Origin of the sequence: Chondromyces apiculatus DSM 436 (genome assembly GCF_000601485.1) — a bacterium.
Taxonomy (GTDB): Bacteria; Myxococcota_A; Polyangia; order Polyangiales; family Polyangiaceae; genus Chondromyces; species Chondromyces apiculatus.
In genome coordinates this window covers 56,483-79,310 of record NZ_ASRX01000048.1, presented here as the reverse complement: position 1 = coordinate 79,310, position 22,828 = coordinate 56,483, and the positions used below count along the sequence as shown (strand labels likewise).

Here is a 22,828-nt window from a genome sequence, read left to right as displayed (position 1 = left end):
GATGACTCTGTCGATATCTCCGGGGGGGGATGGGGACATGGAGAAGGGCGCGGCGCGCGTCATCGACATCGAGGGACAGGCAATGGTGACGGACGCCGCGCACGCGGCTCGCTGCCGGACGCACGCTGCGTCAGGCAGGGAGTGCGTGACGTCAGGGGGGCGCAGGCTGCGCGCTGCAGCTCACGCCCGGCGGACCGCGACGGCGCGACGGCGCTGAAGGGCGCCGCACGGCGAGGGTGCGCCGCTGCGCCTCGGCGCACCCGGTTCATGGCATCGCGCGGCGGGTGGGGTGGGGACGAGGCTTCTGCACGAGGGGGAGGGAGGCAGTCATGAGGGCACACTGCATCGTGGGGGCTACAGGGACGGGGAAGACAGCGCGGGCGACGGAGCTCGCGCGGCAGACGGGGGCGCCAGTCGTGGTCCTCGACAGGTTCCAGGTCTTCGAGGACCTGGGTACGGGCACGGGGAGACCGCTCCCGCACGAGATCGCCGGGACCACGCGGCTCTACCTGGCGCGCCGGTACATGATGGATGGCGAGTTCTCGGCGGAGCAGGCGACCCTCGCGTTCCTGCGCACGGTGGGCGCGCTCGTCGAGGATCACGACCTGATCCTGCTCGAAGGGGGCTCGGTGGCGCTCTACGAGATGCTGATGGAGGAGGAGCTGCTCGGCGCGAGCGGGGTCACCGTGGAGCGGACGCGCTGGGCGAGCGTGCCCTCGTACGAGTACACGCTGCGGCGACGGGCGCAGGCGATGCTGAAGCCGGGCGGGGGACGCCGCTCGATGATCGAGGAGGTCGCGCGGGGCTGGGACGATCCGCGGATGCGCGCGTTCCTGGCCACGATCACGGGCTACGACGCGATCATCGCGCACTGCGAGCAGTCGGGCATGGAGCCCGCGGAGCTTTCGGGGGCGCCGCTGGACGCGATGCTGGTGGAGGAGGTGGTGCTGTCCCACCTGCGGTACGCGGCGCGGCAGAACGCGGCGCTGAACCGGCTGTTCGGGGACGCCTCGTTCGGCGCCGAGGGGTCCTCGTGCACCGCGTGATGCGCGACCACACGGGCGGGTGGATCATCCTGGGGAGGAGGCCCCCGCGGACGGCACGCCGCTCGCGGCCGCCGCCTCGTCCAGCACCCCTGACAGGTCGGCCTGGATCTGGTCACGGAGATCTCGCGCGGGCTCGTCGTGGAACGCCAGCGAGACCTCGTGCGGTGCGACGCGCTCCGTCCAGACGTAGAACTTGAGGCGACACGGCGTCTTCTGAGGGGCGCGCGAGGCACGCGAGGCGCGCCGGGAGCCCGTGTCGCCCATGCCCATCGCCTCCACCAGCGTAGGCCAGCGCTCGGGCAGGTCGTCGCGGTAGCGGGCGAGGCCCCAGTCGTCGCGGCGGTCGCGGGTCAGCGCCCGGAGCTGGGTGGCGATGGCGTCTTCGAGCTTGCGGTGCGCATCGGCCGGGAGCATCGGCCACGGGGAAGTGCCGGCTGCTGGCCGCGCGGTGGGGCCGTGGGCGCCCGCGTCGCGGAGCAGGAACAGCTCGCCGAGCACGGTGGTCGCGCGCAGGTGCGCGGCGGAGATCACCACGTCCTCGTTGGGGCCCTCGGCCATCAAGGTCTTGCGGAAGCCAGGCGCGTCGGGGTCCACGATGCCCGCGGCATGCGCGGCGTCCACGGAGTGGCCGAGGGGCTCGGCGGAGCGCTCCCAGTCGAGCAGGATGGCGAGGTCGGGGTCGGGCTGGCAGTAGAGGGTGTGGTCGAACGAGGCGCGCGGGTGCACCTCGCCGTCGTGCACGTGGAGCGTGGGAAAGAAGAGGGTGGAGGGGTCGCGGCGCGGGAACGAGAACGCCATGGGGTGGACGGTGCGCAGGCGCCGGAACCAGGAGAGGAGGCCGCGGGGCCGGCGGAGCTTGAAGACCGCGAAGCCGTGGTCGCGCACCTGGGGGAGCGCGGACCAGACGGTGGAGGGGAGGCGGAAGCGCGGGTCGAGGCGGTCGAAGTCGCCCACGGTCGGCACGTAGGAGGCCTCGAACTCGCCCACGGGGTGGACAGGCAGGGTGGGGCGATCGCCGCCGAGGCGGGAGAGCGCGCCGCCCTTGCGCGCGGGCAAGTAGATCTCGGGGAAGCTCTTGCCGAGGTCGTCGAAGAAGCGGGGGTAGCCGGAGAGGTCGATGAAGGAGACCGCGTCGTCACCGGAGCCCGGGGTGACCGGCAGCGGGAGGACCATGGCGAGGTCCTCGTCGAGGGACACGTTCATGCCGTAGACGAGGACCTCCTGCCCGTCCGGCATGCTGCGCGCGAAGATCTTGGTCGCGGACACGTGGCGCACCGGGCGGGAGAAGCAGCACATCGGGATGGCCCTCCGGGTCGAGCGCTGACCGGCGACGTCGCTGCACACCCTGCCTCGCCGGTCAGGCCTTCCGTTCAGTCGTCGTCGTCGTCCTCGTCGTCCTCGTCGCCACCCTCGTCGTCGTCGTCGCCGAGGCTGTCGTCGTCGCTCACCTCGTCCTCGTCCTCGCTCTCCTCTTCGCTCTCCTCGTCCTCGTCCTCGTCCTCGTCGTCCTCGTCCTCGTCGCGCTCCTCGTCCTCGCGCGGGGGAGGCGCCTCGCTGAGGTCGATCCGGGGGTAGCGGGTCTCCGAGGCGCTGCGCTGCGCGGTGGCCCAGGCGTCGTCGACGTTGACGATCTCGAACCAGCCGAGGTCACCCTCGGCGTTGACGTAGAACTTGCCGTCGGAGGCGTGGAAGCTGGCGGGGGTGACCTTGAAGGCGGCGAGCGTGCGCACGCCGTCCTCGAAGATGCCCCAGACCCGCAGGGGCCTGCCGCTGGAGGCCTGGAGCACGGCGACCCGGCCTTCGCTGAGGATCTCGGCCTCGCGGATGTCGAGCTGGCCGCGGATCTCGACGCGGGGAGTGCCGCCGGCGACGGAGAAGATCCAGGTCTCGGAGGAGGTGCCGACGAGGACGCGCTCGTGGGCGAGGGCCTGGAGCACGTAGATCTCCTTCTCGGTCTTCTCCTTGGAGAAGTCGCGGATCAGCGTGGCCTTGCCGGTCCTGAGATCCACCCGCCAGAGCTTGCCGTCGCCGTCGGTGGGGACGAAGGCCGAGGTCCGGTCGGGGCTCATGCAGATCAAGGTGGACTGGGCGCTCGATTTGAGCTCGGTGTCGAGCAGCTCCTTCCCGCGCACGCCGCCGTAGATGGCGTACCGGAAGGCGGTCTTGCCGTCCTTCTTCCAGCCCGTGTAGAGGTCGCCCGCGCCCGCGTGGACGACCGTGGCCCGCGCCCCGAACAGGGCCTTCACGTCCTTGGGGATCGCCTCGTCGCGCTGGCGGCGCAGGGGGCTCTTCTTGCCGAGGGAGCGCAGGCCCACGCGGCCGGGGGCGGGCTCGACGACGACCTCGTCAGGGGACTTCGGGGGCGCCTCGTCGAGGTCCTCGTCCTCGTCGACGAGCGCGTCGTCGTCGCTGCGCGCGTCGCTCTCCTCGTCGAGGCCCACGTCGTCCGTGGGCCCGCGCTCGAGCACGGGCACCTCGGGGAAGGACTCGGGGCGGGCGTCGAGGAGGGCGCGCAGGACGCTGACGCCAGCGAGCTCGTAGAACTCGGCCTCGTGGCCGTTGTGCTCGAAGAAGACGCGGCCATCCTCGGCGAAGAGTGCGCCGACGTTGGTGTTGGCGCGGGCGAGGAGCCGGAGGGAGTCGCCGTGGAAGCCGTAGAGGGTGATGCCGTCGCGCCCGTCCTCGATGCGCTTCACGGCGACGAGGCGGCCCTCGTGGAGGGTCATCATCCCGTAGCCCTCGATGTGCCAGCGCCGGTCGAGCACGGCGCGGGAGCCCACGCGGCGGTAGGCGTCGAGGGCAGTGCCCGCGAGCATGAGGATGCGGTCGTCAGGTCCGTAGCCGATGTCGCTGAGCGACTCCTCGTGCTTGAGGAGGCGCCGGGCGACGTGGCCCTCGAAGTCGACCTCCCACAGGGAGTCGAAGTCGAGGCCGATGAGCGCGGCGGCGCCGTCGTCGCGCGCGGCGAGGTACGCGGTGCGGCCGCCCGGCAAGGGGGTGTCCTCGGCGGTGTGCAGCTCGCCCCCGACGACCCACGCGGCGACGTGCGGCTTGCGCTTGTCCTTGCAGACGCCGTAGAGGAGGCCGCCTGGACCGAGAGCGACGTCGCCCTCCGCGCCGAAGGGCCTGCGCTGCTCCCTGGTGATCGCGGTGGGCCGCGGCCACTCCGCCCGGGGGATGGGGGCGACCTCGATGGGACCGTGCAAGACCGCTGGCGGTCCGGTCTCCTCGTCCTGATCCTCGTCGGCCTCGGTACGGTTGACTTCGCTGTTCATGCACGCCTCGCGTCGGCGAAGCACCCCGTCGCGCGGGGCGCCATCGACGGCGTGCTGCGCACCCTACCCGAGCACAGGGCGGAGGTGGAGCCCCGGCGTGCGCTCGCGATGACGTGACGACGATGAGGGCGGGTCGCGGGCGGGCCGCAGGCGAGCCGTAGCACCGAGGGGGCGCCGGCTTGACATGGGACGACGCGCTCTGGTGTCCTGCACCCCCAAAGATCGAGGCGCGGCGCGCATCGCGCGTGACCGTACGGACCGCTTGGAGCGCATGAAGCGCACGAAGCACACAGGGCACGTGGAGCGCGCAAGGCGCGCAGGGTAACGACGCATGGGTCACATCGAGGAGCTGTCGGAGACGTTGCGCAAGCTGAGGGAGCTTTCCCCGCTGGTGCACAACATCACCAACTTCGTGGTGATGAACAGCACCGCGAACGCGCTGCTGGCCATCGGCGCGTCGCCGGCCATGGCCCACGCGGTGGAAGAGGTGGAGGAGATGACCTCCCTCGCGCACGCGCTGGTGGTGAACATCGGCACGCTGTCGCTGCCCTGGGTGGAGGGAATGCGGCTCGCGGTCGGCAAGGCGCTCCGGAGGAAGAAGCCCTGGGTGCTCGACCCGGTGGGCGCCGGGGCGACGTCGATGCGGACCCGCATCTCCCGGGAACTCTTGGGGATGAGCCCGACGGTGGTCCGGGGCAACGCCTCGGAGATCCTGGCGCTCGCGTCGGAGGACAGCGGAGGGACCCGAGGGGTGGACAGCACGTACGGGTCCGGCGCGGCGCTGGAGACGGCCCGGGAGCTGGCGAAGCTCCACGGCTGCGTGGTGACGGTGAGCGGCGCCGTGGACTACGTGACCGACGGGACGCGGATGCTGGGGGTCCAGAACGGGCACCCGATGATGACCCGGGTGACGGGCCTGGGGTGCACGGCGTCCGCGCTCGTGGCCGCCTTCCTCACGGTGCAGCCCGACCCGGTGCTGGCCGCGGCGCAGGCGATGGGGGTGCTGGGGATCGCGGGGGAGATCGCGGCGGAGCGGTCGGCAGGGCCGGGGAGCCTGCAGCTCCACCTGCTCGACGTGCTGTACGGGATGGATGACCAGGCGCTCTCGCGGCTGCGGATGGATTGACGGTCGATTGACGGTCAGTGATGCGGGGGGACGCCGGCGGCCATGGCGGAGATGACGAACTGGCCGACCACCGCGAGGTTGCCGAGGACGAACATGCCGGACCGGGCCTTGTCGATGTCGGCGATGTAGAAGACGCCGTGCAGCACGCGGGCGACGATCCAGGCCACGGCGAGGATCGTGGAGAGGGTGGGGTCGGCGTGGGTGACGTGGGCGACGAGGACGGCGATGCCGAAGGGGGGGAGCGCCTCCAGGGCGTTCTGGTGGGCGGCGTAGGCGCGGGCGCCCTTGCCTTCGAGCTGCGCAGTCTGCTTGCGGGGGTTCTTGTTGTCCGCCGTGCCGAACTGCTTCTTGCGCTCGCCCATGGCCGTCATGGCCCAGGGATAGGGCAGGATGATGGCGACAAGGAGACACCAGAGGGGGATGGTCATGCCGCCATCCTCGGGCCGCGCGCTCAGGTCCGCAAGAGGCCTTCCTCGCGGAGCCACGCCTCGCTGCGGCGCATGCCCTCGTCGAGAGAGACGCGCGGCTTCCAGCCGAGGAGCTGCTCGGCCTTCTGGGTCGGGTAGCGCAGGCGGCGGACGTAGGTGCGGAGGCGGAGGGTGGTGAGGGGGATGCCGAGCTTGAAGGTCTCGTTGGCCCAGGCGATGGCGCGCGCAACGGCCATGGGGACGCGCCGGGGGCTCTTGCCGAGCATGCGGCCGTAGTGGCCGAAGAAGGTGGCCCACTCGACGGAGGGGCCGCTGACGTTGAAGGCCTGGCCGGTGGCCTCGGGCCTGGTGGCGGCGAGGAGGATCGCGTCGACCACGTCGTCGATGTAGACGGGGTAGGCGAAGCCGCTCTTGCCGTAGAGAACGGGGACGCCGCGCTGGACGAGGCGGAGCATGCCCGTGGTCCAGCCGGGGGAGCCGGGGCCGATAACCATGGCGGGGCGGAGGATGGTGAGGGAGAGGCCGGCACGCGCGGCGGCTTCCTCGGCGGCCTGCTCGCCGAGGGCCTTGGTGCGGCCGTAGAGGTCGCCCTGGTGGGTGTCGAGGGGGACCGACTCGTCGATGTCGTCGACGACGGGGAGTCCATAGGCGGCGACGGTGCTGACGAGGACGAAGCGGCGGACGCCGGCGGCAGCCGCGGCCTCGATGAGCACGCGGGTGGCGTCGATGTTGATGGCGTAGGCGTCGGCCTCGCCGCCGCGGCCGCGCTGCACCCAGGCGGCGAGGTGCACCACGATCTGCTTGCCGTGGCAGAGGCGCTCCATGGCCGTGCGGTCACGGACGTCGGCGGGGCAGAGGGTGACGCCCGCACTGCGGAGGCGCGCCTCCTCGCGGAAGCTGCGGCCGGTGCCATCGACGCGCGCGCCCTCCTCGGAGGCGAGGCGCTCGGTGAGGCGCCCGCCGATGAATCCGCTGGCGCCGGTGACGAGGATGGGGACGTCGCGCAGGGCGTCGTGGACGAGGCTGGGCATGGTGGGGTCTACGTACTACGAGGAGACGGCGGCGAGGACGTCGAGGAACCGGGCGAGCCACACGGGGTGGGCAGGCCAGGCGGGCGCGGTGACGAGGTTGCCGTCGACCACGGCCTGGTCGACGGGGACGTCGACGAAGGTGGCGCCGGCGAGGCGGACCTCGGGGGCGCAGGCAGGGTAGGCGGTGCAGCGGCGGCCGGCGAGGTCGCCGGTGGCGGCGAGGAGCTGGATGCCGTGGCAGACGGCGGCGATGGGCTTCTTCGCGCTGGTGAAGTGGCGGGTCGCCTCGATGACGCGGCTGTCGAGGCGCAGGTACTCGGGCGCGCGGCCGCCGGGGATGACGAGCGCGTCGTAGTCGTCGGGCCGGATCTCGGCGAAGGTCGCGTTCACCACGAAGTCGTGGCCGCGCTTCTCGGAGTAGGTCTGGTCACCCTCGAAGTCGTGAATGGCAGTGCGGACCTTGTCGCCCTTCTTCTTGCCAGGGCAGACGGCATGCACGGTGTGGCCCACCATCTGGAGGGCCTGGAACGGCACCATGACCTCGTAGTCTTCGACGTAGTCACCGACGAGCATCAACAGCTTTTTCACGCTCATGGAGATCCTCCACAGCCACGCTGCTCCCGCGGGTGGGTCATGTCAATTGCGGGCGGGGGGCGCGGAGGCGCGCGCCTCCGCGGTGGGCATCACGACAGGACGCCGGACTTGGGCTTGAGGAGCGCGGGGAGGTCCGCCTCGCCGAGACGCTGGCGGAGGTTCACCTCGATCATCCGGCTCAGGCTGGAGAGGGGCAGGTCGTTGGGGTCGAGGCCGAAGGGGTTCTCGACCTCGTCGCCGATCGCGTCGAGGCCGTAGAAGGCGTAGGCGACGATGCAGACCACGACGGGCGTGAAGACGCCCACCGTCTTGACCAGGCCGAAAGGCAAGGCGACGCAGTAGATGGCCACGATCTGGTGGATGAGCGAGGTGTACGAGAGGGGGATGGGGGTGCTCTTGATGCGCTCGCAGCCACCCTGGATGTCAGTGAGCAGGGTCAGGCTGTGCTCGATGACCGGCAGGTGCATGGCGTGGACCCAGCCGCGCTGCCAGGCGTCGCGGAGGCGGTGGCCCAGGGCCTGGACGATGGCGTTGGGGCGGTTCACCTCGTCGCGCAGCGCCTCGATCTCCGTCGCCGAGAGGAGCCCGTCGAGCTCCTCGAGCCGGTCCTGGTCGCGCAGGTGCATGCGGAAGCAGTGCACGAAGGCGATCAGGCGGTAGACCATCTCGCGCCGGAAGGCGGTGATGGCCTCGTCGGCGGGGGCGTCGTCGGCCGCGTCGACGCCCGCGCGATCACCTGCACGGTCAGGGGACGTGGCGATGAGGGTGAGGAGCTGGCGGGTGAGGCTGCGGCTGGTGTTGACGAGCTGCCCCCAGAGCTTGCGGCCCTCCCAGAAGCGGTCGTAGCTCGTGTTGTTGCGGAAGCCGAGGAAGATGCTCAGCGAGAGCCCGACCAGGGTGAAGGGGATGGTGGTGAGGTCCGGGTGGAAGAAGGAGACGCGGAGGTCGATGACCGTGACCACCACCGCGAGCAGGGTGGTGACGATGAGGCGGCCGCGCATGCGCGCGAGCGCGGTACCGCGGTACTTCAGGAGGAGGCGAAACCACGAGTAATGGCGCTCCGGAACGATCATTGGCAGCCTCTCGAAGGGGCGCCGCGCGTACCATGAGCCGGCGCTCGCCACCATTGCCCAAGATGGGACAGGGGGGGGTTCCCCGCCAATGCGTCGGCCGGCGCGTCGGCGAGCACGTCGGCGAGCACGTCGGCGAGCACGTCGGCGAGCACGTCGGCGAGCACGTCGGCGAGCACTCGAAATGGCGGGATGCGCCCCGGGCGTTGTTGACACGTGATGACGTGCCCGTAGCATTGCCGATAACCAGGATGCCCCTCTTTGTTCGACGTGCACGCGCGCTGCCGTGCTGGCTCATGGCCGCGTTGTTCCCTGCCACCACGACGCTCCTCGCCTGCGGAGGGGGAGGAGAAGAGCCTACGCCCCCGGGCGGCGACGGCGGAACGACGACCGTCTCCGGGACAGGAGGTGCTGGCGGCGAAGGCGGCGGCGGAACCGGGGGGTCCGGAGGCACGAGCGAGCCATGCGGCGTCTGCGGCGAGAACGCGAGCTGCGGGGCCGAGGGGGCGTGCGTCTGCAACGAGGGGTACAGCGGTGACGGGCAGTCGTGCGACGACGTCGACGAGTGCTTCGATCAGCTCGACGACTGTCACCCGAGCGCGGCGTGCACGAACACCGAGGGGAGCTTCACCTGCGCGTGCCCCTCGGGCACCGTGGGCGACCCCTACGCGGGCTGCGAAGCGCGCTACAAGGGCATCGCCTCGGGGAGCTACCACACCTGCGCGCTGCGGGTGGACGGCGCGGTGGTCTGCTTCGGCGCGGGGGGCAACGGGAGGCTCGGCAACGGGCTCGGCGCGAACCAGGCGACGCCGGTGCGGGCCGGCGCCGCGAGCAACTGGGCGCACCTCGCGGCCGGCGCGTCGCACACCTGCGGCATCAAGGAGAACGGCAACGTCTGGTGCTGGGGCAACAACGGCAACGGTCAGCTCGGGCTCGGGAACACCGAGAGCCAGTCGCTGCCCGCGTGGGTGAGCCTCGACAGGACGTGGACCGGGGTGGCCGCAGGCGAGCAGCACTCGTGCGCGGTGGAGAGCGACGGCACCCTCTCGTGCTGGGGGCGCAACAATGCCGGGCAGCTCGGGGTGGGCGCCGCGGTGACGCAGGCGGTGTCGCCGACCTACGTGAGCGTGGATCCTGCGGCGCTGACACCGGAGAACGACTGGCTCCACGTGGAGGCGAACCGGGAGTCGACGTGCGCGCTGAAGCAGGACGGGCGCCTCTACTGCTGGGGCCAGAACAGCGACCTGCAGATCGCGAAAACGGGTGGGGGCACGGTGCCGACGCCCTCGCTCGTGGAGACCGCGGCAGGCGCGATGGACATGGACTGGGCGGCGGTGTCGGTGGGGCCCACGAGCTGCGCCGTGAAGATGGACGGGCGGCTGTTCTGCTGGGGGCGCGGTGCGGAAGGGCAGCTCGCGAACGGGGTGCTGGCCGCGAGCGCGGTGCCGGTGCAGGTGGCGCCGGGCACGACGTTCGCGAAGGTGCGCGCGGGCATCACCCACGTCTGCGCGATCGACACGGCGGACGCGCTGTCGTGCTGGGGGCGCAACCAGTCGGCGCAGGTGGAGGCTGGCCAGAACACGGCGGTGACCTCGCCGCGGCCGCGGGGCGCCGGGTCGAGGTGGGTCGACGTGGCGCCAGGGCTGACGCACACCTGCGCGCTCGACGACGAGGGGCGCGTCTCCTGCTGGGGGTCGCGCCTGTACGGCCAGCTCGGCGACGCCATGACGAGCCTGGAGACCACGGCCGCGCCGATCGGCACCGCGTCCTGGGCGCGGGTCGACACCTTCGGGGAGCTGGGGTGCGGCATCCAGGAGGGCGGGGACCTGTACTGCTGGGGGAACAACGAGACCGGGCAGCTCGGCTTCGGGGACACGGCGAGCCGCGCGGCGCCGACCGAGGTGACGACGGCGCTCTCCTTCAGCAGGATCGCGATGGGGCGGCAGCACGCCTGCGGCATCACCAGCGCGGGGGCGATCGTGTGCTCGGGCCGCAACTCCAGCGGGCAGCTCGGCCGGGGCAACACCACGCCGGCCACGACCTTCGAGGCGATCCTGACCCAGGGCAAGCCGTACAGCGGCCTCACCTGGGGCGAGATCGCGCTCGGCGAGGATCACGGCTGCTCCATCGCGACGAACGGGACGCTGTGGTGCTGGGGGCGCAACAACCAGTACCAGCTCGGCGCCGAGCAGAACCCGGCGGTCGGCTCGCTCCGGGAGGTGCTGCCCACCGGCGAGTGGACCGCAGTCGCGGCGGGGCAGTTCCACACCTGCGCGACGCGCGCCGACGGGGCGCTGTGGTGCTGGGGGCGCAACAACGAGGGGCAGATCGGGGTGGGGACGGCCGGCAACCCGACGGGGAAGAACGGCTACGTGCCGACCTCGCTGGGCACCGGCTGGCGGCCGGCGCTGGCGGGGGGCGTGAGCCACACCTGCGCCATCAAGCAGACCGGGACGCTGTGGTGCTGGGGCCGCAACGCCAACGGGCAGCTCGGAGACAACACCACCACCGACAACCCGGCGCCGCTGCAGGTGGGGACCGACACGGACTGGGTGGAGGTGACCGCGGGCAACTCCAACACCTGCGCGCGCAAGCAGAGCGGCGCGGTGTACTGCTGGGGGTTCAACGGCACGGGGCAGCTCGGGCTCGGTGACGTCACCCAGCGCCGGGTGCCCTTCCTGCTGGGCGGCGCGGCGGACTGGGGCTCGATCCGGCTCGGGTTCACGCACGCCTGCGGGCTCTCCACGGACGGGGCGCTGCGCTGCTGGGGCTCGGGAGAGAACGGGCAGAACGCGCAGGGTGACGGCTTCTCGGCGGACCTGGTGGCCATCGCGGAGGCGAAATGAGGCGCGCCCATCGGGCAGGGGCGAGGGCCTTCGGGCAGCTCCCGGGCGGCGCGTGGCTGGTCCTCGCGGCGCTGTGCGCGGCATCCTGCGGGGGCGATGAGGGGAGCGGGGGCGGCGCGGGCGGCGCGGGCAGCGGCGGCGCGGGGGCCGGTACAGGCGAGGGAGGCGCTGGCGCGGGGGATCCGTTCGCCATCGACGAGTGCACGGAAGGAACGCACGACTGCGTAGAGGACGCGGAGTGCACCGACACGCCGGCCTTCTACGAGTGCACCTGCCGCCAGGGCTTCGAGGGCGATGGGCACACGGGCGAGGGGCACGGGTGCACCGACGTCGACGAGTGCGCGATGCTCCTCAACGACTGCGATCCGATGGCAGTCTGCACGAACACGCCAGGGAGCTTCACCTGCGCGTGCCCGCCCGGGACCGAGGGCGACGGGCACACCTGCGACGCGACGTACCTGACGGTCGCCGCGGGGCAGTACCACGCCTGCGCGGTCCGGAGCGACCACACCCTGTGGTGCTGGGGGCACAACACCAGCGGGCAGATCGGCACCGGCACGGGCGACGCGGTGTTCGTGCGGCCCGCGATGGCCGGTGGTGCCTCGGACTGGGTGGCAGTGACCGCGGGAGGTTCGTTCACCTGCGCGCTCAACGAGGCGCACCGCGCCTTCTGCTGGGGGACGAACAGCCTGGGTCAGCTCGGTGACGGGACCACCACGAACCGGCCCAACCCCACAACGGTGGTCGGCGACGTGAGCGACTGGGCGACAATCGAGGCAGGCTCGGGCCACGTCTGCGGGCTGCGCGCGGGCGGGGAGCTGTACTGCTGGGGCTACAACAACCGCGGTCAGCTCGGCGACGGGAACACCACGAACCTCACCCAGCCGACGCAGGTGGGCACCGATCTCTGGATCTCCATCTCGGCAGGCAACGAGTTCACCTGCGGCGTGCGCGCCGACCACACGCTGTGGTGCTGGGGGCTGAACACCAGCCGTCAGCTCGGGGACAACACCAACGCGGGGACAAAGCCAAGCCCCACCCAGGAGGCCACGCTGGCCACCGACTGGGCCTCGGTCTCCACGGGCGGGGGCTATGCGTGCGGGGTGAAGGTGGACGGGACGCGCTGGTGCTGGGGAGCGAACACGCTCGCCCAGGCCGGCAACGGGGCGCAGCTCCCGACAACCCTCACCCAGCCCCAGGCCGTCGACGCGGAGACCACCTGGCACCGCATCGACGCCGGGGAGTACGCGGCCTGCGCGCTCCGCGCCGATCGGACGCTGTGGTGCTGGGGCGAGGGGACCATGGGGCAGACCGGTCAGCCCGGCAACGAAGGGGTGCTGGCGACGCCCGCGCAGGTGGGCACCGGCGCGGACTGGCTGACCCTCGCGAGCGGGCTGCGGTTCGCGTGCGGGGTGCAGGAGGGCGGGCACCTCTCCTGCTGGGGCTCGGCGAGCCGCGGCGCGACGGGCCTGGGGTTCGCGTCAGATCGCACGACCCCCACCGCAGTGGGCACGGCGAACGACTGGACCTGGCTGGCAGTGCAGCTCGACGACGGCTGCGGGATCCGGGGCACAGGCGACCTTTATTGCTGGGGGCGCAACGTCTACGGGCACCTCGGCGACGGGACGACGGTGGCGCGCGCAGCGCCGACGCCCATCGGGGCCGGCAAGACCTGGAAGCGCGTGGCCGTGGGGCGCACGCACACCTGCGGCATCGCGGAGGAGGGCGGGGTGAACCAGGTGCTCTGCTGGGGCTGGGACAACAACGGGGAGCAAGGAAACGGGACGGCGGTGACGACGCCGCAGCCCCTCCCCTCCCCCGTGGTGGCGCCCGCGCCCGCAGACGTGCCCTGGACCGAGATCGCGGCAGGCTACAACCACACCTGCGCGGTGCGGCAGAATGGTACGCTGGCGTGCTGGGGCCGCAACGCGAACGGGCAGCTCGGCGACGGGACGACGGCAGGCCGCGCGCAGCCGGTGCTGGCACTGCCAGCAAACGTGACCGACTGGAAGAGCGTCGCCGCGCACGGGGACACGACCTGCGCGCTGCGCGCGACCGGGGCGCTCTACTGCTGGGGCGCGAACGGCAGCGGTCAGGTGGGCACCGGCGCCACCAGCGCGGCGGTGAGCACGCCGTCGCCCGTGGACGGGGGCCCCTGGGCGACGTTCGACGTGAGCGCGAACCACGCCTGCGCCGTGGCAACGAACGGGACGCTGTGGTGCTGGGGCCGGAACGCGAACGGCGAGAGCGGGATCGGGAGCAACGCGAACCCGCTGCTCCAGCCCACCCAGGTGGGTACCGACACCGACTGGGCGCGGCCGAGCCTGGGCCAGGGGGTGTCGACCTGCGCAATCAAGACCGGCGGGGCGATGTTCTGCTGGGGCAACGGGTCGTACGGCCAGCTCGGGCTCGGGAACCTCAGCTCGTTCAACGCGCCGCAAGCCGTGCCCAGCGTGATGCCATGGCAGTCCGCAGCGCTCGGCAACGAGCACGCCTGCGGTCTGTCACTCGGGGGCAACCTGCTCTGCTGGGGCGCGAGCTACTGGGCCCAGCTCGGCTCCGGCCAGCCCTTCACCGCCACCCCCACCCCCATCGTCGACCCCGAATAGGTACTGGTACTGCGTACCCTGGAGCAGGGGCCTCTCGGCCCCTACGCTCCCGATGGTCGCTACCCCTCCTGCCTGAGGCAGGCGTCGCGCGACGACCGGAGACGAACCCGGGAGATCTAAGGAACCTACGGCGAGACGATCTGCCCAGGGGCACGGCGTCGCGGCTGGCGCGAGCGGTTCGCGGGGAGTGGGGCCCCGACGGGATTCACTCCCGGCGGGGCGAGGGGACGCGAGTCCCCTCGTGGAGACTCAAGGATTGGCGAGCATCGCCTGGATGAGCTTCGGCTCCTGGTTGGAGATGTGATCGTAGGGCAGCCCGGCGGCGCGCAGCAGGGTGGCGTGCACGTCGGAGGGCTTGATGATGGTGCCCATCTCGTCGTCAGGGGCGCCCGTGGCGACGTTGATCGGGCGGCCGTCGTAGTTGGTGTCCTTGGTGGCGCCAATGACCTGGTTGCCGCGGATGCCGTGGCCCGCGACGAGGCACGCGGAGGCCAGGTGGTGATCGCGGCCTCCCTGCTGGTTGATGCGCGGGGTGCGCGCGAACTCCGAGAAGCAGAGGAGCGTCGTCCGGTCCCAGAAGGACTTGCCGTTCTTGTCCTCGGTGTTCTGCAGGTAGGTGATGAGCTCACTCACCGCGTCGAACCCGGAGCGCTGCCGCGCCGGGTGGTTGGAGGGCCAGTCGTCGTCGAAGTGCGCGTCGGTGACGTTCACCAGCCGGAGCAGCACCACCTGGGAGATGCGGTTCACCAGGGCCTGCGCCGCGAGCGCGGCCTGGCCGCGGGGCTTGCCGGCGAGCGCGGCGGCGGGGTTCGTGGGGTCCACGCTGAAGGCCTGGTAGAGCTTCTCGAGCTGGCTGCCCGCGGGCGGGTTCGACTTGAAGTCGAAGTGCTTCCACAGCCCGCCGTTGGCGAGCGACTGCGCCGAGCCCCACGCGGAGAGGTGGGTCTTGAGCTGGCCCCCGGCGTCGAGCTGGCGGTGCACGCAGCTATTCGTCTGGTGGAACTTCGCGGCAGCCTGCTCCACCTTGCCGTCGAGCGCGACGGAGGCGTTCAGCGGCCGCAAGACCTGCAGCATCTCGTTGTAGCTCGGCACCTGCAGGCCGCTCGCGAGCGGGGTGAGGCCCTCGTTGTAGGTCTCGGCGCCGCCGGCGACCAGGTTCGGGATCTCGTGGGCGTCGAAGGCGTTCGACGCCGCAGCCCACCAGGTCTCCAGCGAGCTGCCCGAGGCCGCGAGCCCACGCGGGAACTTGCCGGTGAGGAAGTAGCGCCGCCCCACCTCGTGGGTCAGCGTCCCCATGTTCACGCCGCGCACCACGCAGAGGTCCTGGAAGTGCTCCCGCGCGAGCTTGCTCATGGTGGGCCCGAAGGCCACCTCGCTGCCCACGGGCTTGACGAGCCCGGTGCCGCCGGTCTCCTCGATGACGTTCTTGGTCGGAACGTCCGTCACCATGTCGAAGCCAGTGAAGATGCCGCCCGCGGGCTCGTTGAAGTCCTGGTGGTTGCGGGGATCGAGGCAGTACAGCGTGTCCCACCCGTTGGCGAACTCGCACATCACGAGGAGGGGCGCGTTGTCGGGATCGGTCACGTCGGCGCGGGCGTGGCGCAGGCCGAGGAGGCCGTCGAGGAGCAGCGCGCCACCGCCGAGCCCCAGCGCGCCGAGGGCGGCGCGGCGGGAGATCTGGGTCTTCTTGCTCATGGCTGGGTTCTTCTCCTCAGTCGTTGTGAAACAGCGGTGACTCGAACAGCGCCACGCACACCCCGCGCCACCCTTCGGCCGCCGGGGTCAGCTCGCTGCCGGCCGGCGAGGCGACGCTCTCGACGCCGGCGTCGTACACGCCGCGGAGCGCCGGCAGGAGCTCGTCGGAGGCGGCGACACGCAGGCCGAGGAAGCGGAGCACGAGGTACTGCAGGTTCGCGGTGATCTGCGCCTCGGTGGCGCTCCCGTCCACGGGCGCCGCCGGGAACAGGGCGCGCGTCCCGGCGTCGAGGCGCACGAGGTCGTTCTTCGCCATCTGCGTGCAGATGTCGCGGGCCGCGTCGCCGACGAACTTCACATAGAGCGCGTTGGAGACGGTGCCCTCCTCGGTGGACGACTGGAAGTCGGGCCTGCCGAGCGCCTTGCCGAAGGCCGCGTCGCTGAAGCCGTCGCGGTTGTTGAAGCGCCAGAGGATGGGGTTGCCGGCGATGTCGTTGCCCGCGACCCTGCGCATCGACGCCTGCAGGGTGTCGATGGTCATGCGCCGCACGGAGCGCGAGGTGCCCTGGAGCGCGCCGCCCCCGAGCTCTTCGGGCCCGACGCCCGGGATGCCCTCGGCGCCGACGCCCGGGTGCTCGAAGGGAGGATCCCCTTCGAGCGGCGTCGTCCCTCCCTTGTCCACGAAGCACCCGGACGCGCAGGCGAGGAGCGCGGCAAGCCCGGTGCGGACGATGCAGCCTCCGCTCATGGCATCCTCCGGTAGATCGAGAGCGTGAGCAGCCGCTCGACGAGCAGCTTGAAGTTGTCGTGGGTGCGGAACTCCTCCGCGATCTCCTCGATGAGCTTGCCCTCGTAATCGGTCGAGGTCGCGTCGAGGTTCGGCGCGCGCTTCATCAGGAACTCGAACATGTGGCGCGTCGCGATCACGTGGAACAGACCGCTGTCGATGTTCGCCTGGGCGATCCCCTCCGGCCCCTCGTCGAAGTTCGGCCCGATCAGCGGGTGGGCGGCGTCGTCGTACTGGAGCGCCTTCAGCTTGTAGGTGCGGATGTCGGGGTCCACGAGGTCCGGGACAGCCGAGTAGTAGCGGTCGCACCAGCCAGCGTTGCGGGGGGCGATGCCCTTCGCGCAGGCGCTCGCGGTGGGGTACGCAGGCTCGAAGTCCCTCAGCGCGGTCGTGCCGGACTCCACGAACACCCCGAAGTGCGCGGCGAGGGGCTCCAGCGTCACGTGGCAGCCGCGGCAGACGCAGCGCTGGGTGAGGTCGTCGCCTTCCTTGGCGCAGCCCGTGTCCTTGGTGCCCGAGGGCTGGAAGTGCTGCCCCTCGAAGGCGATGCGGAAGCGATTCGCGCGGGCGCGGTTGGTCTGGAAGCGGAGCAGGTACGCCGGCAAGGTGAGGATGCCGGAGTGCGGCGACTCGCGCTCGATCTGCACCCACTGGTCCGCCGCGGTGAAGGGCAGCTCCGGCAGCACCCCGTCGGCAGGCTGCCGCACGTTCTGGGTGAGCGAGAGGCTCTGCCGCTGCCCGAGGTAGGTGGCGTAGTGGGTGAGCGGGCCGTTCACCCAGCTCCGCTTGGTGGTGATCAGCCGAGAGTAAGGCTCCTGGCCGCTCGTGTGATCGTCGACCAGGCGCAGGAGCTGCTCGCGCATCGAGGTGAGCACCGCCGGCTGCACCGTGCCGGACACCATGCAGTAGTTGAGGTTCGGCCCGCAGCCGCAGGACTTCGACTTGATGGCGAGCACGCTGTCGCAGGAGTGCGTCCCCGCGTCCGGATCGCCGTCGGGCAGGGTGTACTTCTCCGTGGTCTGGGCGTCGAAGGCGCACACCTTGATGGTCGCGTTCGGGTTCGCGTCCCAGTACGGGTGCACCTCGACCCAGCCCTCGGCGACGAACGCGCCCGTGCCGTCGACGCCCGCGGGCTCCGCGTTCGGCAGGCCAGAGGCGGCGTCGTACCCCAGCTCGGATTGCGGACGGTTCTGGCAGAAATGCGTCCCGTCACCACCCCGGAAGAGGCGCGAATTGCCGGCGCCGGGGACGTAGTACACCAGGGTGGTGTCGGGAAACCGCGCCGTGGTGAGCGCGAAATTGACGTTCCCGAGCGCGACGTTGGGGTTCGTCCAGAGGAGGCTCTCGTGATAGCGGCGCATCTGGAGGCGAAACTCGTCGCTGTCCAGGTAGGCCTTGATGACCTCCGGGGGGATCTCGTCGACGCCCTCCACCGCCTCGTACTCCGCGACGTCGGGCACGACGCCGCGCAGATCGAGCGACAGCCGCCGGAGCAAGCGCTCGGGAGACAGCTCGCGGTGGAGGTAGCACTGGTCCTCCTCGGCAGACGCCGACGAGGCCAGCACGGAGCAAAGGGCAAACCCCAGCGCTTGCCAGGGACGGGATGTCTTCATGGCGGGCAGGTTTCAGATGGCAATGGCAGACGGCGCCCGCGCGGGGCGAGCGCGAGAGACGCCTGTGCGGGCGTTATCAACCGACCAGAATCACCAGGTCACGTCAAGAAGAAGCGTGAATGCCTTACACAGTTCTCGCCCGCTTCCTGGTAACGTTGCGGTGTGCTCCGAAGACTGTTTCCGACGTGCGCATCTGCGGCCTGGATGCTGATCACCCTCGCAGGGTGTGGGGGAGAAGAAGCTGCACAGCCAGGCCCGCCAGGTGGTGGCGCAGGGCCGGAAATTGCCGTGGTCCACGGCGCGCCCAGAGCCATGGGCGAGGAGCCGGCGAGCGAGGAGCACGCCGTCGAGGGATATGCCGCTGCAATGGCATCCAATGGGGCGCTGGTGGCGGTGGGGACGACGAAAGCCGTCTATGAGCTGGGCGCCTCCGGACCCCTCCAGCTCGCTATCGTGGGAGACGGGCCTGATCTGCCGGTGTCGACGGGTCAGGTGCGGGCAATGGCTCCTTATGAGGAGGGGCTGCTCGTCGCCGCCGAGGGGGGATTGTTCTACACGGCCGGTGGCGCGCTCCAGCCGTCGCTCGGGTCCGAGGCCCTCGCCGCGCTCACCATCACCGCCATGAACGCGCGGGTCGTGCGGGTCACCACGGGCGAGGATGACGCGACCGAGACGCACCTGGCGCTCGTCACCACGGACGGCGCTCGCGAGCTGAGCCGCGGTGAGATGGTGAGCTGGACGGTGGAGGGCGAGGCCGGCGCGCCGACCGCGATGCTGGCGCAGCAGGACCGGATCATCCTCGCCTTCGAGGAGCGGGTGTACGAGATCGACAAGGCGACCAGCAAGGCCTACCCGGTGCTGTTCGACGCCGGCCGCATCCGCGCCATCGCGTGCGACAGCCTCGCCTGCGAGGAGGGCTCGCTCATCTACCTCGCCTCCGACGAGGGGCTCGTGGAGCGCTCGCCCGACGGCGCTTACACCCTGTATCCGCTCGCCGCCGAGGGTGAGCCCGCGGTGGCCGTGGAGTCGTTCGCGCTCGATGCCCAGAAGCAGCGCCTCTACGCGCTCGCCGGCCCGAGCGTGCTGCGCGTCCACGCGGGCGCGCTGCCGGACGCGATCGCCACGGCCACGCCCGCCGATCTGCCGCGCCGCATCGCCGTGGACAAGCTCGGCGACGTCTGGTCGGGCGGTGGCCTCGCGGTGCGCAAGCACGCGGTGGGGGCGCCCCTGAGCTTCGCCGCCGACGTGCGCCCGATCATGCACGAGTACTGCGCAGGCTGTCACGCGGACGGCTCCCAGGGCGCTCCGCGGGTCGACTTCACTTCGTACGACGTGATGCTCGAAGCTGCCGACGTGCTCCTCGTCCGGGTGACTCAGGGCACCATGCCCCCCGCCGGCTACGAGAAGAAGCTCCCCAAGGAGAAGATCCAGATCCTCATCGACTGGGACGTCACCCGCGCGCCCTGACTCCCGCATCGCCGCATCGCCGATGCAGGGAATGCATCGCCCCTCCCGCGCGGCATCTCCTACGCTCGCTGGTACCTTCGAGACACGGCGAAAGGATCGAACGATGACCACGGTGCTGGTGACGGGCGCGACGGGCACGATCGGGACGCAGGTCGTGAAGAGCCTGAAGGGCAAGGACGTCACCCTGCGGATCGGGCTGCGTGATCCCAGCAAGGGAGATGCCTTCCGCGCGGACGGCGCCGAGGTGGTCGCCTACGACTACGATCGGCCGGAGACGCTGGAGGCCGCATTCGCCGGCGTCGACCGGGTGTTCCTGATGACCCCCTTCGTGGAGAGCGCCCTGCCCCTCGTGCAGCGCGCCGTCGCGGCGGCCAAGGCGGCGCACGTGAAGTTCATCCTGCGCCTCTCCGCCTTCGGGGCCGACCCTCACGCCACACGCGCCCTCATGCTCGATCACGGCCAGTGCGACAGCGCCATCAAGGACAGCGGCATTCCCTGGGCCATCGTCCAGCCCCAGGTCTTCCAGGACAACACGCTGACCAGCAGGCTCCCCACCATCAAGTCGCAGAACGCGTTCTACGGGGCCTCGAAGGGGGGTCGCCTGGCCGTCGTCAGCTCCGCCGACGTCGGCGCCGTCGCCGCCGAGATCCTGAGCAACCCCGACCCGCACCGCGGGCAGGTGTACATGCTCACCGGCCCCGAGGCGCTCACGAACACCGAGGCGGCCGAGAAGCTGTCGCAGGTTACCGGCCGCACCATCAGCTACATCGACCTCGCCCCCGAGGCCTACCACGGTGCCCTCACGGGCGCCGGGCTCCCCCCCTGGGCCGCCGACGCCATCGTGGGCCTGGATCTCGCGACCGCGAGGAGCGAGGCGTCCGCCGTGACCCCGACCGTGCAGGAGATCCTGGGCCGTCCCGCCGAGACGTTCGACGCGTTCCTCACCCGACACCGCGAGCAGTTCTAGCGCAGGGCCGATAGGCCCCTGATCCGGGAGACGCAGGACTAGGATGCGTCTCCATGTCGACAGTCCTCCAGGAGCTCGTGCAGCAGCTCGCCCTCGAGCGGCTCGAAGAGAACCTCTTCCGCGGCCACAGCCACGACATCGGCTCGGGCAGGGTCTTCGGGGGCCAGGTCCTCGGCCAGGCCCTCTCCGCGGCCGTGCAGACCGTCCCTCCCGAGCGCCACGTCCACTCCATCCAGGCCTACTTCCTGCGGCCCGGTGACCTGAAGCGTCCCATCATCTACGACGTCGATCGCATCCGGGACGGCACCTCGTTCACGACCCGCCGCGTGGTGGCCATCCAGCACGGGAAGCCCATCTTCAACATGGCCGCCTCGTTCCAGCTCGTGGAGGAGGGCTTCGAGCACCAGGACCCCATGCCCAAGGTCTCGCCTCCCGAGACGTTCCCCACGGAGCGGGAGATCGTCACCAGCGTCGCTGGCCGTCTGCCTCGCCAGGTGCGCGAGCGCGCCCTCGCCGAGCGCCCCTTCGAGGTGCGGCCCATCGATCCCGACACCGACCTCTTCATGCCCGAGCCGCGCCCCCCGACGCGCAGCGCCTGGCTCCGGGCTGCCGCGCGCCTGCCCGACGATCCGGGGCTGCACCGGTACCTGCTGCTCTACGCCTCGGACTACGCCTTCATCACCACCGCCCTCCGCCCGCACGGCGTCACCTGGCTCTCTCCGGGGATGCAGGTCGCGAGCCTCGATCACGCCATGTGGTTCCACCGCCCCTTCCGCGTCGACGAGTGGTTGCTCCACGTCTTCGAGAGCCCCACCGCGCACGGCGCCCGCGGCCTCGCGCGCGGGCGGGTCTTCACGCAGGACGGGAGGCTCATCGCCTCGACCGTGCAGGAAGGCCTCATCCGCCAGCGCGCGCCGCAGCCCTGAGCGTCAGCACGAGGTGTTGCAGGCGGTGGACCCATCCGGGCAGAGCATCCCTGCGCCTTGCGTGCAGGTGACCTCGCACCCCTCCTCCAGGGCCTCGCAACGCACCAGGCACCCGCCGCAGGACACCTCGCAGTCCCCGCGGCAGGTGACCTCGCAGGAGCCGGTGTTCTCGCAGGTCACCGCGCTCCCAGGACCCACCACGGCCTCGCACGACCCCACGGAGGCGCAGGAGACGTCGCTCGCCGCCCCCGCCTTCACCTCGCACCGGCTGGCGTTGTCGCAGGCGTACCGGCAGCCATCCCCGCAGGCGGTGCCGCAGGCATCGACGCTGCTGCAGGTGACGTCGCAGTCGCGCCCGCACTCCGAGGCGCAGGAGGGCGTGCCCCTGCAGTCCACCGAGCAGCCATCGGCGCAGAGCGTGTCGCACGCGTCCGTGCTCTCGCAGTCGATGGTGCAGTCGGGGGTGTCGCCGCAGTCGATCGCGCACGTGGGCTCGTCGACGCAGAGACACTCGGGCCCATCGCAGTAAGGATCGTCGGTGCCGCACGCGACCAGCAGACCGGAGAGGAGCACGCTGAGGAGCCCCCTGCTCTGGTAGCCTCGCTCCGTGGCCCCGCGCGGATTCCAGTCACCCCGTCGTCTAGCCCAGATCTCCATCGCGCTCCTCTCCTTGGTACTCGCGCTCGATGTCGCGAACATCGTCTCGTACCTCATGCAGGTCGGCCTGCTCGAACAGATCGCGGCCGGGCAGAGCATCGACCAGGCGGTGGGCGAGTCCAACGACGCCCGCATCGAGGCGCTCACCCTCATCTACAACGTCGCCCTGCTGCCCGCGGCCATCGCGTTCCTCACCTGGTTCCACCGATTGTACTCGAACCTCAGGCCCATCACGGACGAGCCGGTCCTGCACTCCCCTGGCTGGGCGGTGGGCTCATTCTTCGTCCCCTTCATCAACCTGGTAATGCCTTACCAGCTCATGCGGCACGCCTGGTCCCACAACGCTCCGCCGAGCGAGAGAGACCGCGCCCCCCTCCTCGGCTGCTGGTGGGGAGCGTGGGTCCTGCGCCTCGTCGCCAGCCGCGTCGCTGCCGTCTACACCGAGATGGCCGGCGAGGACATCCATCGGCTCATCGCGATGACCTGGCTCCACATCGCCTCTGGCGTGATCAGCGTCGCGGCCGCCGTCCTCGCGATCCTGGTGGTGAAGCGCCAGACCGACCACCAGATCGCGCGCGCCAGCAGCGGCACGGTGGCCGACGTCTTCGGCTGAGCAGGGCGCACCGCCTGCACGCTGCGGGCTGGGATGAGCCGGATGGCAAGGCGGGCCGAGGGGACGCGCGTCCCCTCA

General features: G+C 71.2%; 18 protein-coding genes. 8 read left to right on the top strand and 10 right to left on the bottom strand.

Annotated elements, in window-relative coordinates; genetic code table 11:
- The first annotated feature begins 329 nt into the window (after positions 1–329).
- The gene (locus CAP_RS27130) at positions 330–1,046 is read left to right on the top strand and encodes an isopentenyl transferase family protein (protein WP_081865301.1); all 717 of its coding nucleotides are present in this window, start codon (positions 330–332) and stop codon (positions 1,044–1,046) included.
- 24 nt (positions 1,047–1,070) lie between these two features.
- Here CAP_RS27130 and CAP_RS27125 read toward each other — a convergent pair whose 3' ends face one another.
- Both CAP_RS27125 and CAP_RS50950 read right to left on the bottom strand, forming a co-directional pair.
- Positions 1,071–2,342: a hypothetical protein gene (locus CAP_RS27125; RefSeq protein ID WP_044246268.1), complete on the bottom strand. Its 1,272-nt coding sequence runs from the start codon at positions 2,340–2,342 to the stop codon at positions 1,071–1,073.
- 74 nt (positions 2,343–2,416) lie between these two features.
- Complete coding sequence (locus CAP_RS50950; protein ID WP_156041175.1) at positions 2,417–4,321, bottom strand: hypothetical protein; 1,905 nt, start codon at positions 4,319–4,321, stop codon at positions 2,417–2,419.
- Positions 4,322–4,652: 331 nt separating this feature from the next.
- Here CAP_RS50950 and thiM point away from each other — a divergent pair, with 331 nt between their 5' ends.
- Complete coding sequence (thiM, locus tag CAP_RS27110; protein ID WP_044246260.1) at positions 4,653–5,447, top strand: hydroxyethylthiazole kinase; 795 nt, start codon at positions 4,653–4,655, stop codon at positions 5,445–5,447.
- Positions 5,448–5,461: 14 nt separating this feature from the next.
- Here thiM and CAP_RS27105 read toward each other — a convergent pair whose 3' ends face one another.
- The 4 genes from CAP_RS27105 to CAP_RS27090 all read right to left on the bottom strand — a co-directional run bounded on the left by CAP_RS27105 (position 5,462) and on the right by CAP_RS27090 (position 8,573).
- Positions 5,462–5,875: an MAPEG family protein gene (locus CAP_RS27105; protein ID WP_044246258.1), complete on the bottom strand. Its 414-nt coding sequence runs from the start codon at positions 5,873–5,875 to the stop codon at positions 5,462–5,464.
- A gap of 23 nt (positions 5,876–5,898) precedes the next feature.
- A complete protein-coding gene (locus tag CAP_RS27100; RefSeq protein WP_052376021.1) occupies positions 5,899–6,906 on the bottom strand; it encodes an NAD-dependent epimerase/dehydratase family protein in 1,008 nt (335 codons plus the stop codon).
- A 15-nt stretch (positions 6,907–6,921) separates the two neighbouring features.
- The gene (locus CAP_RS27095) at positions 6,922–7,500 is read right to left on the bottom strand and encodes a DJ-1/PfpI family protein (RefSeq protein ID WP_044246256.1); all 579 of its coding nucleotides are present in this window, start codon (positions 7,498–7,500) and stop codon (positions 6,922–6,924) included.
- Positions 7,501–7,589: 89 nt separating this feature from the next.
- Positions 7,590–8,573: a bestrophin family protein gene (locus CAP_RS27090; RefSeq protein WP_044246310.1), complete on the bottom strand. Its 984-nt coding sequence runs from the start codon at positions 8,571–8,573 to the stop codon at positions 7,590–7,592.
- Positions 8,574–8,866: 293 nt separating this feature from the next.
- Between CAP_RS27090 and CAP_RS27085 the strand changes: the two genes are divergently transcribed.
- Positions 8,867–11,416 carry an RCC1 domain-containing protein gene (locus tag CAP_RS27085; protein ID WP_044246253.1) on the top strand — a complete coding sequence of 850 codons (2,550 nt, stop codon included), beginning with the start codon at positions 8,867–8,869 and terminating at the stop codon, positions 11,414–11,416.
- Positions 11,413–14,025: an RCC1 domain-containing protein gene (locus CAP_RS27080; RefSeq protein ID WP_044246250.1), complete on the top strand. Its 2,613-nt coding sequence runs from the start codon at positions 11,413–11,415 to the stop codon at positions 14,023–14,025. Before CAP_RS27085 ends, CAP_RS27080 begins: the two co-directional genes overlap by 4 nt.
- A gap of 249 nt (positions 14,026–14,274) precedes the next feature.
- Here CAP_RS27080 and CAP_RS27075 read toward each other — a convergent pair whose 3' ends face one another.
- Genes CAP_RS27075 through CAP_RS27065 form a run of 3 tightly spaced genes read right to left on the bottom strand, consistent with a single transcriptional unit; the run spans position 14,275 to position 18,120 of the window.
- Positions 14,275–15,720: a DUF1501 domain-containing protein gene (locus CAP_RS27075; RefSeq protein WP_044246247.1), complete on the bottom strand. Its 1,446-nt coding sequence runs from the start codon at positions 15,718–15,720 to the stop codon at positions 14,275–14,277.
- Between the two features lie 16 nt (positions 15,721–15,736).
- Entirely contained in the window at positions 15,737–16,468 is a 732-nt protein-coding gene (locus CAP_RS27070; protein ID WP_044246244.1) for a hypothetical protein, read from the bottom strand.
- Positions 16,465–18,120, bottom strand: coding sequence for a hypothetical protein (locus CAP_RS27065; RefSeq protein ID WP_044246242.1), 1,656 nt, complete (start codon positions 18,118–18,120; stop codon positions 16,465–16,467). The genes CAP_RS27070 and CAP_RS27065 overlap by 4 nt, the downstream gene beginning before the upstream one ends.
- A gap of 204 nt (positions 18,121–18,324) precedes the next feature.
- On the opposite strand from CAP_RS27065, the gene CAP_RS27060 reads away from it, so the two are divergent.
- The 3 genes from CAP_RS27060 to tesB all read left to right on the top strand — a co-directional run bounded on the left by CAP_RS27060 (position 18,325) and on the right by tesB (position 21,480).
- The gene (locus CAP_RS27060) at positions 18,325–19,587 is read left to right on the top strand and encodes a hypothetical protein (protein WP_156041174.1); all 1,263 of its coding nucleotides are present in this window, start codon (positions 18,325–18,327) and stop codon (positions 19,585–19,587) included.
- A gap of 103 nt (positions 19,588–19,690) precedes the next feature.
- On the top strand, positions 19,691–20,554 hold the full coding sequence (locus CAP_RS27055) for an SDR family oxidoreductase (protein WP_044246237.1): 864 nt from the start codon (positions 19,691–19,693) through the stop codon (positions 20,552–20,554).
- A gap of 53 nt (positions 20,555–20,607) precedes the next feature.
- Positions 20,608–21,480: an acyl-CoA thioesterase II gene (gene tesB / locus CAP_RS27050; protein WP_044246235.1), complete on the top strand. Its 873-nt coding sequence runs from the start codon at positions 20,608–20,610 to the stop codon at positions 21,478–21,480.
- Between the two features lie 3 nt (positions 21,481–21,483).
- On the opposite strand, the gene CAP_RS45610 is transcribed toward tesB, so the two are convergent.
- Positions 21,484–22,053 carry a hypothetical protein gene (locus CAP_RS45610; RefSeq protein ID WP_156041173.1) on the bottom strand — a complete coding sequence of 190 codons (570 nt, stop codon included), beginning with the start codon at positions 22,051–22,053 and terminating at the stop codon, positions 21,484–21,486.
- A gap of 34 nt (positions 22,054–22,087) precedes the next feature.
- Between CAP_RS45610 and CAP_RS27040 the strand changes: the two genes are divergently transcribed.
- On the top strand, positions 22,088–22,750 hold the full coding sequence (locus CAP_RS27040; protein WP_156041172.1) for a DUF4328 domain-containing protein: 663 nt from the start codon (positions 22,088–22,090) through the stop codon (positions 22,748–22,750).
- The last annotated feature ends 78 nt before the right edge of the window (positions 22,751–22,828 follow it).

Bases quoted from the DNA above. Each gene is read 5' to 3' on its own strand.
- CAP_RS27100 (WP_052376021.1), bottom strand. From the start codon at position 6,906: ATGCCCAGCCTCGTCCACGACGCCCTGCGCGACGTCCCCATCCTCGTC.
- CAP_RS27070 (WP_044246244.1), bottom strand. From the start codon at position 16,468: ATGAGCGGAGGCTGCATCGTCCGCACCGGGCTTGCCGCGCTCCTCGCC.
- thiM (WP_044246260.1), top strand. From the start codon at position 4,653: ATGGGTCACATCGAGGAGCTGTCGGAGACGTTGCGCAAGCTGAGGGAG.
- CAP_RS27075 (WP_044246247.1), bottom strand. From the start codon at position 15,720: ATGAGCAAGAAGACCCAGATCTCCCGCCGCGCCGCCCTCGGCGCGCTG.
- tesB (WP_044246235.1), top strand. From the start codon at position 20,608: ATGTCGACAGTCCTCCAGGAGCTCGTGCAGCAGCTCGCCCTCGAGCGG.
- CAP_RS27080 (WP_044246250.1), top strand. From the start codon at position 11,413: ATGAGGCGCGCCCATCGGGCAGGGGCGAGGGCCTTCGGGCAGCTCCCG.
- CAP_RS27125 (WP_044246268.1), bottom strand. From the start codon at position 2,342: ATGTGCTGCTTCTCCCGCCCGGTGCGCCACGTGTCCGCGACCAAGATC.
- CAP_RS27105 (WP_044246258.1), bottom strand. From the start codon at position 5,875: ATGACCATCCCCCTCTGGTGTCTCCTTGTCGCCATCATCCTGCCCTAT.
- CAP_RS27130 (WP_081865301.1), top strand. From the start codon at position 330: ATGAGGGCACACTGCATCGTGGGGGCTACAGGGACGGGGAAGACAGCG.
- CAP_RS27065 (WP_044246242.1), bottom strand. From the start codon at position 18,120: ATGAAGACATCCCGTCCCTGGCAAGCGCTGGGGTTTGCCCTTTGCTCC.
- CAP_RS27055 (WP_044246237.1), top strand. From the start codon at position 19,691: ATGACCACGGTGCTGGTGACGGGCGCGACGGGCACGATCGGGACGCAG.
- CAP_RS50950 (WP_156041175.1), bottom strand. From the start codon at position 4,321: ATGAACAGCGAAGTCAACCGTACCGAGGCCGACGAGGATCAGGACGAG.
- CAP_RS27095 (WP_044246256.1), bottom strand. From the start codon at position 7,500: ATGAGCGTGAAAAAGCTGTTGATGCTCGTCGGTGACTACGTCGAAGAC.
- CAP_RS27090 (WP_044246310.1), bottom strand. From the start codon at position 8,573: ATGATCGTTCCGGAGCGCCATTACTCGTGGTTTCGCCTCCTCCTGAAG.
- CAP_RS27060 (WP_156041174.1), top strand. From the start codon at position 18,325: ATGCTGATCACCCTCGCAGGGTGTGGGGGAGAAGAAGCTGCACAGCCA.
- CAP_RS27085 (WP_044246253.1), top strand. From the start codon at position 8,867: ATGGCCGCGTTGTTCCCTGCCACCACGACGCTCCTCGCCTGCGGAGGG.